15 protein-coding genes are annotated in these 17,369 nt (G+C 56.5%); 8 read left to right on the top strand and 7 right to left on the bottom strand.

Going from position 1 to position 17,369, the window contains the following annotated elements; genetic code table 11:
* Window positions 1-9 precede the first annotated feature (9 nt).
* From V6S97_RS21720 to V6S97_RS21700, 5 genes are all read right to left on the bottom strand, one after another.
* The gene (locus tag V6S97_RS21720; protein ID WP_209948007.1) at window positions 10-1,788 is read right to left on the bottom strand and encodes a phosphatidylserine synthase; all 1,779 of its coding nucleotides are present in this window, start codon (window positions 1,786-1,788) and stop codon (window positions 10-12) included.
* Window positions 1,782-5,387, bottom strand: coding sequence for a DEAD/DEAH box helicase (locus V6S97_RS21715; protein WP_334427719.1), 3,606 nt, complete (start codon window positions 5,385-5,387; stop codon window positions 1,782-1,784). The genes V6S97_RS21720 and V6S97_RS21715 overlap by 7 nt, the downstream gene beginning before the upstream one ends.
* A 129-nt stretch (window positions 5,388-5,516) precedes the next feature.
* Window positions 5,517-6,254 carry a hypothetical protein gene (locus V6S97_RS21710; protein ID WP_209948011.1) on the bottom strand — a complete coding sequence of 246 codons (738 nt, stop codon included), beginning with the start codon at window positions 6,252-6,254 and terminating at the stop codon, window positions 5,517-5,519.
* 48 nt (window positions 6,255-6,302) lie between these two features.
* Window positions 6,303-6,803 carry a hypothetical protein gene (locus tag V6S97_RS21705; RefSeq protein WP_334427718.1) on the bottom strand — a complete coding sequence of 167 codons (501 nt, stop codon included), beginning with the start codon at window positions 6,801-6,803 and terminating at the stop codon, window positions 6,303-6,305.
* A gap of 3 nt (window positions 6,804-6,806) precedes the next feature.
* Window positions 6,807-7,871, bottom strand: a complete 1,065-nt coding sequence (locus tag V6S97_RS21700; protein ID WP_334427717.1) for a helix-turn-helix domain-containing protein — start codon at window positions 7,869-7,871, stop codon at window positions 6,807-6,809.
* 203 nt (window positions 7,872-8,074) lie between these two features.
* Here V6S97_RS21700 and V6S97_RS21695 point away from each other — a divergent pair, with 203 nt between their 5' ends.
* The 7 genes from V6S97_RS21695 (at window position 8,075) to V6S97_RS21665 (ending at window position 13,295) form a co-directional block, all read left to right on the top strand.
* Window positions 8,075-9,019, top strand: a complete 945-nt coding sequence (locus V6S97_RS21695) for a CBASS oligonucleotide cyclase (protein ID WP_334427716.1) — start codon at window positions 8,075-8,077, stop codon at window positions 9,017-9,019.
* Window positions 9,020-9,514: an HORMA-1 domain-containing protein gene (locus V6S97_RS21690; RefSeq protein WP_209948019.1), complete on the top strand. Its 495-nt coding sequence runs from the start codon at window positions 9,020-9,022 to the stop codon at window positions 9,512-9,514.
* A complete protein-coding gene (locus V6S97_RS21685; protein WP_334427715.1) occupies window positions 9,511-10,407 on the top strand; it encodes an ATP-binding protein in 897 nt (298 codons plus the stop codon). The genes V6S97_RS21690 and V6S97_RS21685 overlap by 4 nt, the downstream gene beginning before the upstream one ends.
* Window positions 10,407-11,573: a hypothetical protein gene (locus V6S97_RS21680; RefSeq protein WP_334427714.1), complete on the top strand. Its 1,167-nt coding sequence runs from the start codon at window positions 10,407-10,409 to the stop codon at window positions 11,571-11,573. Before V6S97_RS21685 ends, V6S97_RS21680 begins: the two co-directional genes overlap by 1 nt.
* Entirely contained in the window at window positions 11,570-12,133 is a 564-nt protein-coding gene (locus V6S97_RS21675) for a 3'-5' exonuclease (RefSeq protein WP_209948025.1), read from the top strand. Before V6S97_RS21680 ends, V6S97_RS21675 begins: the two co-directional genes overlap by 4 nt.
* A gap of 164 nt (window positions 12,134-12,297) precedes the next feature.
* Entirely contained in the window at window positions 12,298-13,155 is an 858-nt protein-coding gene (locus V6S97_RS21670; protein WP_334427713.1) for a hypothetical protein, read from the top strand.
* The gene (locus V6S97_RS21665) at window positions 13,152-13,295 is read left to right on the top strand and encodes a hypothetical protein (protein ID WP_209948029.1); all 144 of its coding nucleotides are present in this window, start codon (window positions 13,152-13,154) and stop codon (window positions 13,293-13,295) included. The genes V6S97_RS21670 and V6S97_RS21665 overlap by 4 nt, the downstream gene beginning before the upstream one ends.
* Window positions 13,296-13,308: 13 nt before the next feature.
* Here the strand turns inward: V6S97_RS21665 and V6S97_RS21660 are convergent, their stop codons facing one another.
* Both V6S97_RS21660 and V6S97_RS21655 read right to left on the bottom strand, forming a co-directional pair.
* The gene (locus V6S97_RS21660; protein ID WP_334427712.1) at window positions 13,309-14,463 is read right to left on the bottom strand and encodes a PIN domain-containing protein; all 1,155 of its coding nucleotides are present in this window, start codon (window positions 14,461-14,463) and stop codon (window positions 13,309-13,311) included.
* A 301-nt stretch (window positions 14,464-14,764) separates the two neighbouring features.
* Window positions 14,765-15,919, bottom strand: a complete 1,155-nt coding sequence (locus V6S97_RS21655; protein WP_334427711.1) for an RHE_PE00001 family protein — start codon at window positions 15,917-15,919, stop codon at window positions 14,765-14,767.
* A gap of 190 nt (window positions 15,920-16,109) precedes the next feature.
* Here V6S97_RS21655 and V6S97_RS21650 point away from each other — a divergent pair, with 190 nt between their 5' ends.
* Entirely contained in the window at window positions 16,110-17,258 is a 1,149-nt protein-coding gene (locus tag V6S97_RS21650) for a site-specific integrase (RefSeq protein WP_334427710.1), read from the top strand.
* The last annotated feature ends 111 nt before the right edge of the window (window positions 17,259-17,369 follow it).

Below are 17,369 nucleotides of genomic sequence, written 5' to 3'. Positions count from 1 at the left end.
TCATGTCTCTCACCTGTTCGAAATGCCGATCTCCCGGTTCTCACCCACCTCCGGGAAAATGCGCTCCAAGATGTTCATAGCGTGTTCAGCGATACCGTCTAAGGCGATGTGGACACCGATATCAGCTTGCGGAAAATCCAGATCACTCGACGCGGACGCCCAATTGAGGCTTGTAATCACGATATTATCGTCATCCCAAGCAACAAACTTCCCATGCAATGGGATGTCGCCAGCTTTAATTAAGCGAACGCCATTGGTCTCCGCTTCTTCTGCCAATTTGCGGGCGTGGCGGTTCTTCAGGGGACCCGACGGCATCGTGTAGAGGAGCGTGGTACCGATATTCGCTCTTTCGACTGCAGTCTCCGCTTGTATTACGACGCCTGGTCTCGCCGTTGACCCCAACCTGTGGCTCCCCACGACGACGCGGCTGTTCGCCGACCCACTCGCCGTCCTCATGATAACGTCATGATTATCACCAAACACGAGAGATATCTTCGCTGGACCGCCCTTCGAGGAATGCCGCCGCAAATCGCGTGCAACGATAGCCATCTCCGTTGCAATGTCATCCGAAAGGCCGCGCCGCCCAACCATTCGTTGTAGGGCCACGGCAACATCAGCGACGACAGCTGGATCACGAAGGACAGCTGTCAGTTCGACTGCCCTGAACGGCGTGGAGAGCCAGTTGCATGAGCCGATGGCGGCAATCCAGTCGCCTTCCGCCGTGTCCGCAAGAAGAATTTTGGCATGTGACCCAGTGCTGCGCATGTGCACGCGAAAACGCCGCGCGACATCGCGGTCGTCGCGAACCATCTTAGCGATTTCCACAGCGGAGGCACTATTGCGTGTTTCTTCTTCGTCCAATGACTCTGCGCCCCAAAGCATGTCAAATGTCACACCGCGAAGGCAGGCGGCTCGGATGTCTGGAAACAGGTCCTTGAAGCGACGATGGTCGAGAAAGGTCGAGTGAACAATCACGCGGCTATCAGCACTCGCGAGCAACTTACGCAAGAATTCAAGTTGGGCCGATCCGCCGATAACAATATCAGCCGGGTCGAATTCACAGTTGTGAGCCGTCGGCTCGGGCTCAGCCTCTTGAGCCGAGCCGCCATAGCCGACAGAAACTTGGGTCGTTCCTTCCGGCAGTGAAGCCGCTTTGTCGATAACTGCTCGCAGTCCCGTCGAGGCGCTCTCCGGGACGTTCCGAGGCACCCCATCGACCACACGTATCATCATGAACTCGGCGCGAAGCGACGAAGTTCGTCCATCAACTAGCGCAACCTGCTCTTCCCATCCTCGGGCGGCAATCTGCGACAGCCGGCCAAGATTTGCTTCGTGTGACATCGAAGGACCGCCGCCTTCAACAACAACGAGTCTGAGATCGGGGTCTGTTTCGTTGGCTAGGGCGGTCTCCGAGATCACTCGGACCTGTCCAGTCGGAAAGAACCCTCCTGTGGCTCGTTCGATAACAAAGCTGACACGTTTGACTTCACGTTTAGGAAAGAACGGCAGCGGCCGACCGCTTGCAACCACCTCTTTGCCATATTCACTAGCTTGAAAGGCTGCCCCATTGCTCTGAACAGTGAGCTCAATGAGCCGAAAGCGCATAAGCCTTGCGATGGAGGCAACAATAATTTGGCGAGGCAAACCCGAGTCTGTCGAAAGCTGCGCGATCGTCCGTTTCTGTTGGGCCGTCGCCCAAAGGATCATCTCGTCGATTACGCTCCAAGCTCGGCCCTTATCAATGCCGACATTGCAAGAAAGCCGAAAGGCGGGAATGGCAATCAGCATGAATGGTCCCCCCCGCGCAAGATGGCTGGGTCAATGACGCTTGCCAACTTAATATCCTTCCCACGCACCTCCCGTGATAGCTCATCAATCGTGTCAGCGACCACGGTCAGAAATGCGAGGTCATGCTTGCCAGCGTCAGGGTTCACTCCGCGCACGGCTTCGCGCAGAAATGCAAGACTCCCGACAATAACGAGTTTTGACTTTGCTCGGCTCAAAGCAACGTTCATGCGTCTCCGGTCCCGCAAGAAACCCAACGCACCCGCGCCCGTCCCCGAGTTGTTTCTGACGAGAGACAGGACCACCAGATCCGCTTCATTTCCTTGGAAGCCGTCAACTGTACTAACCCATTTGTTGCTTCCGAGCACGGGTTGGAATTCCGACAGATGCGCAAGTTCGCCACTGCGGATCCCGGCATCTATTCGCTCGCTGAGTTTTTCGACCTGCGCTTTGTAGAACGAAAGGATGACCAAGGTTGGAGGCTTTTCGCTCGCTTTCGACGCACGGATGTGTCGAAGCACGTCGTATGTGGCTGATACTTCACTGGGATTGTGCCAACGCGGGCTCATCTTCTCGGCGCGCGCACCAGATCCTGTTGCACTAATGTGTTTGAAGTTCACCACGACGACAGGAGATTTTGGTAATGGGCTCCGAACTTCGAACGGCGGCGGCACTTCCTCGGCGGCTCTTGCACGGGCAGCTTGTGTGTTGAGCTTGTGCTCATAAAATGCGGCCGACACGATACGAGCGATCGCCGGATCCATGCGCCGCTGTTCTGTCAGGGTAGAAGATATCGGCCGATGATTGGTGTTACCGAGTAGCCGACGCTCGTCTTCACCTACGAACGTCCGGAACGGCTCGAATAGTCGCAGCGCCATGTCAGCGACTTCTCGCAACGATGCGGGGTCGCGTGCAATGTGGTCCAGCTCTGCGATCTCTCCATCTCGCATCAGGGGGCCAACGTACTGCTCGGCTAGCTTTAGCGCTTCGGCGACCAAGCTGTGGTCGCGAAGAACCTTGACGAGGCGGTCTGCCTCGAAAGGTGGTAGCTGATGATGATCTCCGATCAACAATCGCCGCCCTGAGAGCATGAGTGGACCAATCAGTTCGGGTCCAGTTGCCTTGGCCGCCTCTTCAACAATGACCCAGTCAAATTGTTCGCGAGCCTCGACCAGCCGCTCTATGTCGGGAGAGTTCGCTGTCGAAATGACGATATTCGCGGCATCCAGGACTAGGCTTGACACCGCATTCAGAGCGACGCGATCATCCTTCTCAACAGCGTCTTTGGATTTCGTCAGCCGCCCGGCGGACGCTGTCAGGCTGTGGACGCGGTCGCGAAGTGGACCTGGGGCATCCCGCGTCAACGGGCTCTCCGAAAGAATTTTCAGGTAGTCCAGTCCAGCCTGATGAACGTCCTCGTCACTTGTCGGCCGCCGTTCAGATGCAGTCGACCTGACGATAATGACGTCATCGAGCTTGTTCTCCCTGAGGGTGTCTTTTATCTTCTCCTGCAAGTGATCAAGCGCATCATGACCTTGCGCCGTCAGCAATAGGCGAGTGGATCGGTCGTTCGAAAATCGTCGCCTCACGGTTTCGGTTGCCAAGCGCGTCTTTCCAACACCGGGAGGACCGACAACGAAGTAGGATGGCAACGTCGACCACAGACCGAGAAGGGCCTCCTGCTTGGGCACATCTAGGTCTTCGAAATGTTCGTCTGCTTTGTCATCGTCGTCGAGGGTCTCACGACTCGATCGGCGAACTCGCCAAGGGTCATCAAGCATTTCGGTAAGATCTACCCGCGTTGTCAGTGCTTTGATGTTGCGCAGGCGTCGCGCTATAACTCCCTCCGTTCCGGCATCGCGTTCCGGCCTGAGAAACAGCTGCCCCCCGTCGGAAGGGAGATCTTCATCGATCTCAAAACGGTAGGCCGTGCGGCCTCGATGCTCTTGGACATCCGCAAATGTGGCAGTCACGTCGTTGCGGCGGCTGGCGCCAAGACTTGCCGCCTGCGAGAAACGCCATTGGGCATCCGCATCGCGATGGTCGTCTTCGAACAGTCGTTTAAGCGCGGCCGACGCCTCGGTCAAACCGATGCGCTTTGCGATCCGGTCCCTCTCGTTTTGAGGCTGTGCACGTACCACTGCGTAACGTCTGCCACTGACCTGCTCACTTTCAAGCACCTCTACCGGATATACCTCCAGTGATTTTACGACCGCTTCGATCACCTGCACGAGCAGGAGCGACCGTCTGATCAGGTCGGAACGATTGGGAGCGCCCTCGCCGCCACGTGGCGCTGCAAACGCGCTCCAATCGAGCGCATCCGGCCCAAGGCGGGCACGGGTATCCACCGCATGACGGACGGAAGTCACCACCTCAATCGGCTGTACTAGATCATGCTCATCTTGATCGCCGATCCGGAGAGCTTCTGGACGTGGCTCCGCACGTGAGCACACCGCTACGTCCCAGGCTGCAGAGCCATCTTGTCTCATTGGTACAAGCGCATAATTCATGGTTGAAGTCACGAGATGCATCTTGTCTTGGAGAGGGTCGAAGTTGCGCTGCACCATCAATGTGGCGCCACCATCTAGGTCGGCCCTCACCCATTCCAATTGGTCCCGATACTCATCGACAGGTACTGCGCCATCGCTGACTGCATAAACTGCTTCACCAAGCCCAGAAGTCTGCGAAAACATCATGATAAAGGTGCCGGCCCGGGACGCTACGGAACGACCCACATCCGCGATAATGTCGTCCACGGATCGCGCTATCGAAATTGCCTCTAAGCTGTCCATTCTCGTTGGGCTTACGAGGCGCTTCAGGAATACCCTTTCGGAAGTGCTAAGGACAATCTGCGTTTCCGAACGTCCTAAAGCCTGAACATCACCTGATGCTCGAACGACGGCGTCGAGGCAATGTGCAGCCAACTTGCCCAACGCACGCCAATCTTCAGCGAAAGAGTAGCGATCCGCCCGAATAGCATCGGCGTGAGCACCTAGTTTGGCATGGGCCTTCTCGGATTTGTCGGCGGAAAGCCAGAGGCTCCATTCGAAACCCGTAAGTTGAAAATCAGGTTCCTCGGAGCCTTCGGTCATTACGCTGTCCGACGAGATGCTTCCGTGAACCAAACCTTGCGCATGAACGATACCCAATGCAGTAACAAGGCGCTTAATGTTCCGCCAAAAAAGCGTACGAGGACGGGGCGCTCCCAAATTTTTCAGCCAATGCTGACGAGAAACCCTGAGCAACTTGGCAGAAAGCGGTTGGCCGGCGTGCTCAAGGAGGACACCGAAGTTTTCAGCATCTTCCACGAACTCGAGTATATCAACGATCACTTCGCGAGCGCCAGCGTACGACATTACACGCTGAACCTGCCGCATTTCATGCAGCCAGAGTTGGCGTAGATCCGCATCGACCGGCTTACCGGTTTTCTGCCAAAGCTTCAGGTTTCGCTCAAAACCGGTCGTCTGGTCCAAAACTTCAAATTGTGCAGAACGAAGGACTTTTTTATCACCGGCTGCGACGGCGTCGCCAAGAAACGTAAAACGCTTTTCAAGCGGAGGTAGTGCGCGGCTCGCCCGCTTCTTTGTTTTGCCTCCGACCATGGCCCCGCTCCCCCACCCTGAAAACAAACAGTTTGAATACTTTACGTCGCTTAATCTCAACCGATCAACGCTTAACTTGCGGCTATACACGGTTGCAATCACGAAATAGAGCAGAAGCTTGCGCTCAAGCTATGATCCCTGATGTTCGAGGTGTTTGTCGCGGCGATAAATGGACTGGTAGCGCTGACCAAGTTGGATCAGTTCTGCGCTTCCTTCCGATGAGGGCACGGCTTTGACCAGAAGCCAGGTGCATAAGAGCGCACTCAACGCGATGCCGCTCATTGACTGAAAAAGTTCACCATCGTCCAATGGAGGATCGATAATCATCCGATTGACGCCGTCCTCATCCGCACGAACGTGCCGATCTAGCGAGGTCAACGTGACATGTGCTGAATCAGCTGAAATCTCGCGATAGATCAGAATTAGCCGTTTGAAATCGCTGCCTTTCCCAAGGTCAGTGGGCTGTACACGTTTCGCGGTTTTATTGTTCATGAACTCTTGGACGAGGCGACGCGTTGCCGGATCGCTGGGAGGCTGATCGTCGTTCACTGCCTTGACTAGAGAACGCTTGCTGGCCCTGTCATCGTCCTTTATCGTCTGAACGTATTCGGGAATACGAGCGGCAGCTTCAAGGTGAATGGCACATTCGATGATTTCACGTGCTGTAATTCGCAGCTCGAGTTGTTTGTCTGCTTCAGCGTGACGAATTGCCGTGTCGAGCAGGGTCAGAAGGCGCGCATAGACGGCGAACCTAATGGACTGCAGCTCGGCATCTTTAGGGTCCTCGGGCGCGGCGACCACGTTTTGGACGAATTCGGTAGCGTCAGATCTGAAATCGCGTAGCCATACAAGCCAATCGTCCAACACCACTGCAACACCTATATCAAAACTGGAGAACTGAATTCTCCTCGTTGTTCACTTTTTTCCCGGGGAAAAACGCGCCAGCCGTTTTCGCACTTCACTAACCGGAAGTCGACACCTCGGGTGACCCGCAAGTTTGCTCAGTCCGCCATGAAGATGCTCAATTGGTACGTGGTCTCCGTCCGCAAACTGGTCAAACAGCCACAAGACACCGTGCATTTCCAACCGCTCGGTTACAGCAAGTTCCCGGAGCACACCGTCACCCGTTAGCAGCCCCCATTTTCGGCTTTCCGCAATGGCGAAGGCGAAAGTATCCGGCGCAGACAGGCGAGAATACTGTCGGTTGATCACGGTCGCGCGGCGAAGCTCGATTGATGTCAATTCTTCGATACGAAGCCCTAGTCCCACCAACCTGTCTCCAAGCTCGCCCGCGAGCTCCCGATCATAGAGCAGATCGGGGACCGCGAATTCGAATGGTAGGAGAAACATCTCGTCGAGAAGCGCGGCTCTTTCGAGGTCAATCAGGACCGAAGTGTCTGATACAAGAACAGCCATAGATCACACCGCGACTTGATCCAGGCGCTTGTCGAGCTCACGAACTGAAATGCCAAGCAATTCAGCAGCACGGGATTCACCAATCGCTCCTTCTGACAAAGCACGATAGCAAAGGCGCTCGAACCGCCTTGGCTCCTCCAATTCCGGCTTCATGCTTTCGGGCTCTTCATAAGGAGCATCCCTCCAACCTCTTTCGGCGAACACCTTGAACAGACGCGCGCAGGAAGATTGGCTAATGATGCCAAGATCTTTGCATCGATAAGCCAGCGCCTGAATGCTGACGCCGAAGCGCTTCTTCAGTTCCACGAGTTCACCGATGCTGATCGATGATCGATGCGCGCCAACCTCTGCGCGTAAGACATCAGCCGGCATTAAGAACGCGCCGGCAAAACGATGAGCAGCCTTTTCCTCATCGACACCACCACTTGGGGCGATGATCATATGTCCGAGTTCATGCGCTAGGTTGAAACGCTTGCGCTCCGACCATGTGCTTCTTTTGATGACAATCACGCGCGCTGCGTCACGGTCTTTTCGGCGCACTTTCGCTGCGAGGCCATCGACGTTGTCAAGGTCGAGCGATAGAATCTTTATCCCCCTTTCTTCTAGCAATTCAGCCAGTTGCGGAATGGGATCATTCCCAAGCCCCCAATCCTCCCGGACGGAACGTGCGGCATCTTCGGCATCGCGCACTTCCGCCACAGGATGAGGCGCACTTCTCGGCTGCTCCCACTCGACACTACGCATATGCAGGAGGTCCTCAACAGCAAGATATCGCTCCAGCATGTGGATGGCACGCGCCTCTAGTGCGGCCTCCTCCTTTGAGGACGTGCCGGCCTTTTTTCGGAAATCCACACCTTCAAGCGAAAGCTCGTCTTCACTGAGGAGAGACTCTTCCGAAACCTTCAGTGCTTTCGCGAGCGCCATGAGTACGCGAGAACTCGGCATATCCTCGTTCCTCTCGTATTTCCCGATCGCCTGTGCTGACACAATGCCGCCTATTGCGGCGGCAAGTGCGCGCAAGGACAGCCCCGAAGCCGTCCGAGCGACTTTCAGTTTATTTCCAATCATGTCCGCCTCCTGCGTTGGTGGTTTACAAAATAGAATTTTTTCTGCATTTTGTAAACCGAGACCTCTTGAAATAGTCGAGTCGTGATCTGACCTAATTTAGGTCACCGCTTTAAGCGTCGCTCTGTCGGCCCGATCGAGCGACATGTAGGGATGCCGGCCCGCTTCCGGTTCGTACGCACTACCAACCGGGAAGGACGGGGCGAATGGCTCTAAGCAACACGGAATTCCGATACTACGATAGCAATATCCTTCGCCTGCCGACCGACAAACGCACGGAATATCACGGTCAGGTCGATCGCCTGATCGACGAACTCCGCAAAAGCGTTCGCGACAAGACCGAGATCAAAATCACCAAGGTTGTGAAGGCAGGTTCTTTTGCCAAGTTTACTATTCTGCGTAAAACGGCTTATGACCCGGTCGATGTCGATGTGGTCTTCTATATTTCCGGAAAGGACGTGACGAAGGAAACACTCGATAGCCTCAGTCAGACCATCTACGAGCTCCTGATCAAGATCTATCCAACCAAGTCGGTCGAGGATTTCGAGATCCAGCGGAAGGCCGCTACGGTGACTTTCGTCGGCACAGGGCTCAGCGTCGATATCGTGCCAGTGATCGAGGATGAAGGTCGGCCGGGCTATGGATGGCAATTCGATATTCATGACGGGTCGAAAATGCAGACCTGCGCGCCTTGTCAGATCCAATTTGTTCGGAACCGCAAGAACCAGGACAGCGACTTCCGGACGCTGGTGCGAATGGCCAAGAAGTGGCGCAACTACGCCGAGATTAAGCCGCTCAAGTCGTTCGCCATCGAGTTGATCATGGCGCATGTGCTGGCTGCGCAGGGAAAAGAAGGCAGCATTGAACAGCGCTTCCGCAATTTCCTGCTCTACATTGCGCAGTCCGGCCTGAAGGACAAGATCAGCTTTCCAGAGAACACACTTCCTCTCGGCTCATTTTCTGATCCTGTCGTGATTATCGATCCTGTTTACAGCCTAAACAACGTGACAAGCCGAATCTCGGAGGCTGAGCGAAAGGAAATAGTCGCCGCCGCCCAGGTGGCATGGGAAACCGCCAATTTCGCATCGGTGGAGAACGACAATTCGGTTTGGAAGGAAATCTTCGGGCCGGGCTTCAAGGTGGAGGAATAAATGAGCCAGACAACGACCGCTTCAGCCACCTATACCACGACCGATATCGAAAACGTCGTTCGAAGGGTGAAGGCTGATCTCATCATGATCGCCAACAGCACTGGTGCCTGGACCAGTGAAAAAGCTGCTGAATACGCGCACGACATCGAGATCCTTGCCAAGGAAGGTTACCTCGCCTGGGTTGACGTCACGCTCTTGCAATACGGCGTAGAGCTCCAGGCCACACGCTTTGATGTCGATACGGCAGCCGGAACTCTGACGACTAGCCGCCCTGGTGGTGTTTTATGGCCGCGAGTGGACAATGCCAAACTCCGCATCGTGATCAGCTATACCAGCGCCTATACGGATACGGCGCGTGAAGCGACCAGAAAAAAGCTGAAGATCGGTTGGACCACGTCCCATGACGACACCAGCCATGCAAGCCTGTCATCCTCAGGCGGCCGCAACTATGTCAGCAGCACCTACGGGATGCAGAGAAAGGATTGGGCCGCATGACCCAACAGAACATTTTCGACAGCGAACTTGCACTGCCGGACGAAGGTCTCGTCAAGCGCGAAAAAACGTTGCTTGGTTTTGCCAATCGCTACACCCGCGTTCATGACCAGCTTCGCCTCTTGTTAAACGTTGGCGCTCTTGGGGACTGGAACCGCAAGCATCACGGCGGCAAGCTGGGTCTTTGTGATCTGGTGGCTGAGCAATATCCCTTGGTCATTTTTCATGGCGACGTGGGCACCGGCAAAACCGCCACAGCGGAATGCATCGCAAATCGTCTGGTCGCCGAGGCTCGGAGTTCAGACTCCATCCTGTTCAAGCTGTCCAATCGGGTTCGCGGCAGTGGCATGGTCGGCGAGATGGGCACTTTGATCGCGGAGGCCTTCCGAAAGGTCACCCAGGCGGCTGGCAAATCGCGACGAGCTATCCTGATCATTGACGAGGGTGACAGCCTGGCAGCATCGCGTACGCAGGATCATAGCCACCATGAAGACAAGGTGGCGGTAAACACGCTCATCCAGGGCATTGATGACCTCCGGCAATATGGAGGCCGAATTGTCGTCATCCTTTGTACCAACCGATTGTCGGCCCTTGATCCTGCTCTGCGACGCCGGGCGGCAATCGTGGAGGCATTCAATCGGCCCTCGGACGCGGAGCGCCAGCAGCTTTTTCAAATGGACCTTGCAGGGTTGGGGCTGACACAAGCAAATCTCGCCGATTTGGTGCGGCTAACGGCAAGCCGGGATGGGCGCCCTTGCTGGACCTATTCCGACATCCGTACACGCCTGTACCCGGCTGCGCTCGCTCGAGCCTATCCAGATCGGGCATTGATTTTCGACGACCTCGCCGCTGTCGCAAACAGCCTGCATGCATCGCCCGTCATGGAGGATAAGTAATGGTGCGTTCCCCGCTGTTCGGTAGACGGATTCATATCTCTGGTAGCGTCGTCGATGATCTCACCACCGCCTCCACCTCCGACGTCGAGGCCGCACGCGACCTCGTTGCGGCCTTGGTAAAGGAGTTGGTCAAACGCGGCGCCAACTTCGTTATTCCCGTTGATGCCGAACCTACGCGAAAAACGGATGGGTTGCCCATCTGTTTCGACTGGCTAGTCTGGAGGAGCGTCAGGAGCAATCTCACCTTGCGCCCGCAGAACGTGCCCGGCCCGTTTGTCGTCGCCGTCCAGCACCATAAAACCGAAGAACAGATCCCGGAACAGTACATCGATTTGTGGGATGAACTCCGGGCTTCCCAGCTGGTCAAGATCGAAAGCGCGGCACAGTGGAATATGAACAGCAAGCGCATGGAAGCCCAAGCGCGCTTCGGGGATGTTCTGATCACACTTGGCGGAACGGAAGGCGTCCTCTATCTGGCAAACCTGTATCACGATGCCGGCAAGCCGATTGTTCCCTTGAACCTTCCACTATGTCCAGAAAATGCCGGCTCACGCCGTCTCTACAGCTTCGGCCTTGCCAGCAGTCAGACTCGGCGCCTTTTCCAGATTGCCGATGATGGGGATGCGCACAGCTGGATCAATCGGATTGGCTTTCCAAAGCGTCAACCAATCGCCGATCGTGTGTCGGCGCTGATTGATCTGCTAGAAGCGTTAGACCGTCCCAAAGCGTTCGCTGTTCGCCTGCTGAACCCTGACCATGAAGATTACGCCGACGTCCAGAACTTCTTTGACATCGTCGTCAAACCTGTTGTCGAGGACGAACTCGGTTACCGACTGATTGTCATCGATGGCCAGCAGGCTTACGATCACTCCCGTATCGACCAGGAAATCTTCGCCAAGCTTCATCGCAGCAGCATGGTCATAGCTGACATCACTGGTGAACGTCCCAATTGCTTCTTGGAATTGGGTTACGCCCTCGGCCGCAGCTTACCCACCATGGTGACAGTGCGAAAAGGCGCAAGCCTACCTTTTGATATTGCGACCTTCTCCGGCCTGCATTGGGCGACTTCCGGAACCGCCGAAGACCGTAGACGCACTTTCAGAGAACACTGGACCGCGATTCGCAATCGCCCCTCCCTTGTTCCAGCGGAGCCTTTGATCTCATGAGCGAAAAAGCCGAGATATTCATTTCTGTAGATGTGGAGACCTCAGGACCGATACCGGGCGAATATAGCTTGTTGTCGATCGGAGCTTGCTCAGTTTTTGAACCTGAGAAAGTCTTCACCTGCACATTGAGGCCGATTACCGACGCGTTCGACCCGAAGGCACTCGAGGTCACGGGTTTGTCACTGCAGGACCTGACAGAAAACGGTTTGGAACCCAAACTGGCCATGAATCAATTTTCTGAATGGCTTCAGAAGATCGCGAAGGATGATGAGACAATTGTGTTCGTCGGCTTCAATGCTCCTTTCGACTGGTCGTTTATAAACTATTACTTCCATCGGTTCTTGGGCGAAAATCCGTTCGGATTCACCGCACTCGACATCAAAGCACTCTACATGGGTTCGACTGCGTGCACTTGGCGCGACACTCGATCGAGCAAAATCGCAGCGCATCTCAGACCTCAAGAATCTGGCACGCACGATGCTTTGCAGGATGCTCGGTACCAGGCCGAGATATTTCGTCTTGTCTGGCAATACATCACCAACCAAAATCACCGAGCTTAGACGATATCGCGACATGGAGCGGTTCTGGAACCTTGCAAACTAAGGCAATGCCGGCGACCCGTTCGATATTAAGCGCGGGTTGCCGGCGAATGATCCGGCGCTGCCGATGGAAACACGAGTTCGCCGATGGCCGACAATACTGCCCGCGCGCAATGGGCGAGAAGATGAGCCGGAAAGTCGTCGACAGCAACGCAATGCAATCGGAGGCGCTTCGGTCTTTTCTGAGCGCCTCTACCAACAACTTCGCGGTACTGAACGATTATGCCGCCATGGAGGCGTACAAGGGCGACACCTTGATATCGATCTTCCGCTCCATGAAGATCGTGTGCGAATTTCCACGGCAGATTATCGTCCTGAAAACGACCGGACGCATCTGCTCACTTGCCGGACGCGCGCGAGGTCTTCAGCGGCGAATGATCGAAGAGCGCCAGACTCGTGACTTTCCGAATTTTTGCCGGCGGCTACAAGCCGCTGAGGAAGGAGACGCCTTCATGCAGCGTCAGCTCCTGGAGAGCGGTCGCGCGGCGGATAAGCAGATGGACCGCATTCTCGCGAGTGCCCCGATCCTGCCGGGCGCGATAAAGGAGTTGCGGCAAACTTTTCGAGCGGAAGAGCTGAGAGCAATTAGATTGGATCAACCGTTCCCAGACACCCTGGTCGAGAAAGCGATGAAGTTCATCATAGAATTGACTTTCATGGCGATGAGTACGCATCCGAGCGCTTCCCCCCGCGTTGGTAGTGTGGACGAACTCCAGAACACGTTTCTCTTCCGCCATTCCGTCGCAACATTCGTGTGGTCACTTGACTGGATCGCTCGGGGCGGCGCGGACAATGTGCGGGCGGACCGTATGAGGAATGATGTAGTCGATGTCATATTTGCTACATACGCGACATTCTTTGATGGTCTTCTGTCGAAGGATGAGCGAGCGCAGCGGGTGTATCAGGCCACTCATTCCATCTTGTCCAAACTGGCGCGCGTTTCTACCGGCAGCGTACCTGCTGGAGAACGAACCGCCAGATGACAATCGATGCCGAAATCGCCACGCTCCGGACCGCTTTCAATCGCGCGGAAGATATTCCGCTAACTACCGAGCCGATCTCGATCCGGGAACCGACAGAACGCCTGCAACGTCTTCCAGGGCGTGAAGCCCGATCTTTGTGAGCTGAAAACGCGTTTAGTACTTCTCGTGAGTAGGATCATCGTCCGGAAACGGGTCGACATAGCCGAAGTCCGCAGAAACTTTTGTCGACGTGACCGTTGTCTCCAGAACCTCGATCACGCCGCCGTCGATTTCCCTCGATACTGTCAGGGTCACATCGAACGTGAGGTCGTCTTCGGTATATGGCGTTCGTGATCCCAGAGAGACGTTATCCCCATCGATCGAGTCGTGCGCGTAGAAGCTAAATTCGGCCTCGAACCCCACCTTAGCAACCACCTTGACGGAAAAAGTCACCTGGTCGTCGTCCTCGGCGATAACTGCGGGCGACCCAATCTTATCCTTGTAGATGTGCTGCAGCACCGCGCTCATTGGCTCGACATCATAGTCGAGCGGCGCATCAGCGTTGACGCCGAAGTCGATGCCATCGAGGTAATATTCGAAACCCCGGTCGATTTCGACTTCAATGTCTTTCGCCTCGCCCTTTGTCCAGATCGCAACGATCTTTTCCGCAAAGTGCCTGCCAGGATCGTTGAACCACGACAAAAGCAGGTCGAGCTCTGGAACAACGACCAAATGGTCCGACTGTGCGGCAAACGCGGCCCAGCCCTTGTCGGGGCTCACGCATACGATCAGTGTCTTGCGCGCGGAAGCCACCTGTTCGAGAGCGAGCAGAGCGAACGCATCCGGAAATTCGTGCTTCTTGGCTTCCCTCGCCTCAAAGGGAGTTAAGACCTCAAAGTAACGGCGCAACACTTCCGCCGCGAGGTTTCCGTCGCCCTCTCCCGGAATAACTTCTGCGCCAACGGAGTCGAGATATTCGGTCACTTGTTCAGTAGCGGCGACATCAGGATCAACGTTGAGCTGGAATTCGGCCTTTAGGGTCGCGAGATCCTTACTCAGGCCCCACCTGCGATCGTGCCGCTTCAGAGCAGCGTTCAGTTCGCGTTGGGTCTCGGCCGCGGCGCGAGCAATGTGGTTGATGACCTCTTTGACGACAATCTCGGACAGCATGACATTCACCCCGCCTTTCTTGAACTGATCAAGGCGCGCGAGCACCGCGTGGGTGAGATTGCATCCATATTTGTCGAAGATGGCGGTATCTATCGAGATCGATGAGATCGTCCCATCCGCTATGTAGGCCTTGACGTCGCTTTGCTGCAATTTTGGCATCCCCGCCCTCCTTATTACTTACCGATATCCAAAACGTCTTGCTCGCGGACAGCGGGCAAGATCCGGTCCTGAGCGCGAAATGTTTACTTCCACTCTCCCTTACAATCCTCGCGGCCTGGCCGAAGCGAAGTCTCTGGGCGCGCGCCGGCAATCGGAAACTCAACGAACTGAATCGTGCCCATTATGACGACCCCCGGCGTTATCATGACAAATCGTAAGCGATGCCGACGACGGATAAGCGCATTGTTGCACGCTTAGATACGGGAACAAGCAATGCGTAGGGGTCCAAACCTTTGGCTCGCTATACAACTCCCCACGCACGAAACCTCCCCCTCCCCGTCATCTCCCGCAAGCCCAGTTCCAAAACGATCCGCCGTGCCGCCTGCGGCGTCACGTTGAGGGCCTTCGCCACCATGCCCGCCGACGCCAACGGCTTTGCCATCACCAGCTCAACCAGTTCCGGTAGTTTTGACGACGCCCGTCGCCCCATCAATTTGCGTTCCATCATCTGGCGAGCAAGCACTAGTCGGTCATGTTCTTTCATCCCGATCTCAGCGGCCGCCAAAAAACCGTGGGCGATGGCGAGTAACCGAGTCTCCCGATCGCGATTCCGCCGGCGATCCACGGGAATGGTTTTGAGGCCGAGATTGATGGCCGCGAGATGGGCGCCGGTGGTAACGCCGGCCTGGCGCAGGATCGACGCGGCCAACAACCGGCCAAGCCATGGCGCGTGCTGCAGGACGGATAGTTCGTTCCAGGCATCGAGGGCAATGATCGCCTGCAGCACCGCCGGCAACTCGTTGGCCCGGTGCAGCACGCCACGCCATTCGTCGAGCCGCGCATCCTCGTCCCAGTCGAGATCATAGACGAGAGTATCTCGCTCGCGGGTGTCGATCGCAGGCCGGTCGGGGCGTTTTGCGTGTTCGATCGCGGCGTCAGATCGGGCTAGCAGGGCATCGATGGCCACGAGGTCCACGCCCGGGAGATCTTTGTCGTCGCCATCATCATCATCCCCCTCCCCTTCCCGCTCTACCACTTGTGCAGGCTGAATACTGCGGTCGTTCGCAGCGTTGTCAGGACCGTCTGATGGTCCAGCCCACGCCTGGGTTTGTCGCAACGTTCGGATACCCTCTGCGGACAACGCCCAATCCGGCGACTGCCCAGAAATGCGCCGACGGGTGCGGAGCACGTCACGAGCGATGGTGAGTTCGTGGGTTGGCGTGCGGGTATCGCGAAACGCGTCGTGGAGGACGAGGTCTTCGAGATGGACAAGTTCGCCATCGATCCACAGCGAGGCACAGGCATCGCCGAAATTCTGACGCTCGAGGAAGCCAGCGCCGACCGGGGATCGGGCAATGCGCTCGTCGAGACGGGTCAGCGCGACACCGGCGTCAAAAGCCGGCCGCACCAGGGCTGTCGTGCTGATTTTCGCGAGATCGTAAGCCATTGAAATCATGGTAAATGATTTATCAAAGAAACTCTATCTGAATATTGGAGTTCCTCACATGGTATGATCGTCGGTTGGTGCTCTAACCATCGATAAGTAGCTCTTATCGATGGTAGTTGATTTCGCGGCGCAAATCGAGGAAAATCGGGGCAAATCACGGTGCCAGCGGCCGCCGAAACCCGCGATTCCGGAGCCTATCGTGACGAAAGCGAAGACATCACAGACCTCCGTCGAGCGGCGCGCCGAAGAGCTCGATACCATCGCGTCCGTTTTGCCGCTCGAACGCCGCGACGAGCTTGCCGAGCTGTTGACCGATGATGACATCGAGACGCTGCGGCATCTCGTCAATCAGGGCATGGGCGACAATACGCTCCGGGCCCTGACGTCTGATCTTGCCTATCTCGAGGCCTGGGGTCTCGCTGCCACCGGACAGTCCCTGCCCTGGCCGGCGCCCGAGGCGTTGCTGCTCAAATTCGTCGCCCATCATCTGTGGGATCCGGAAAAGCGCGCCAGCGACCCCAACCACGGCATGCCTGATGATGTCGACGAGAATCTAAGGCGTCAGGGTTTCCTGAAATCCGTCGGCCCGCACGCGCCTGACACGGTGCGACGCCGGCTGGCCAGCTGGTCAACATTGACTAAGTGGCGCGGCCTTTCGGGTGCCTTCGCCTCCCCTGCCCTTAAATCAGCCATTCGTCTGGCCGTGCGCGCCGTTCCGCGAACCCGTGCGCGCAAGAGCGCAAAGGCCGTCACTGGCGACGTTCTGGCAAAGCTGCTGGCGACGTGCGAGGCAGACAGCCTGCGCGATCTACGCGACAAGGCAATCCTGATGGTCGCCTTTGCTTCCGGCGGCCGTCGACGCAGCGAGATCGCCGGGCTACGCGTCGAGCAGCTGACAGTCGAGCCACCGATCGAGGTGACCGACGGTCCTCCCCTCCCCTCACTTGCCATCCATCTTGGTCGAACCAAAACGACGACCGGCGAGCAGGACGACGTCGTTTATCTCACCGGGCGGCCGGTCGAGGCGTTGAATGCCTGGCTGGCGGCGGCCAGGATCGACAAGGGTAGCGTCTTCAGGGGAATCGGGCGCTGGGGTACTGTGTCCCGGCGGGCGCTCGATCCGCAATCGGTCAATGCGATCCTCAAGCAGCGGGCGGAGATGGCGGGGTTGGACAGTGGGGAGTTTTCGGCGCACGGATTGCGCTCTGGATATTTGACAGAGGCCGCCAACCGCGGCATCCCTCTGCCCGAAGCGATGGAACAATCCTGCCACCGGTCGATGCAGCAGGCTTCGAGCTACTATAATAACGCTACACGGCGAAGCGGGCGTGCGGCACGCATTCTGTAGCGGCGCTCATGAGCAGCATCAGACGCGCCGGCTTGTGCGATCTGGTCGCAAATTCAGCCGGTCTCCTTGGCGACCTCGGCGAGGTCGGAAAGCCCGATTCTCTGACCGTTC

Source organism: Agrobacterium sp. CCNWLW155, assembly GCF_036888815.1.
GTDB lineage: Bacteria > Pseudomonadota > Alphaproteobacteria > Rhizobiales > Rhizobiaceae > Agrobacterium > Agrobacterium radiobacter.
The sequence above is the reverse complement of the archived record's forward strand: the minus strand, read 5'-3'. Positions and strand labels throughout refer to the sequence as shown.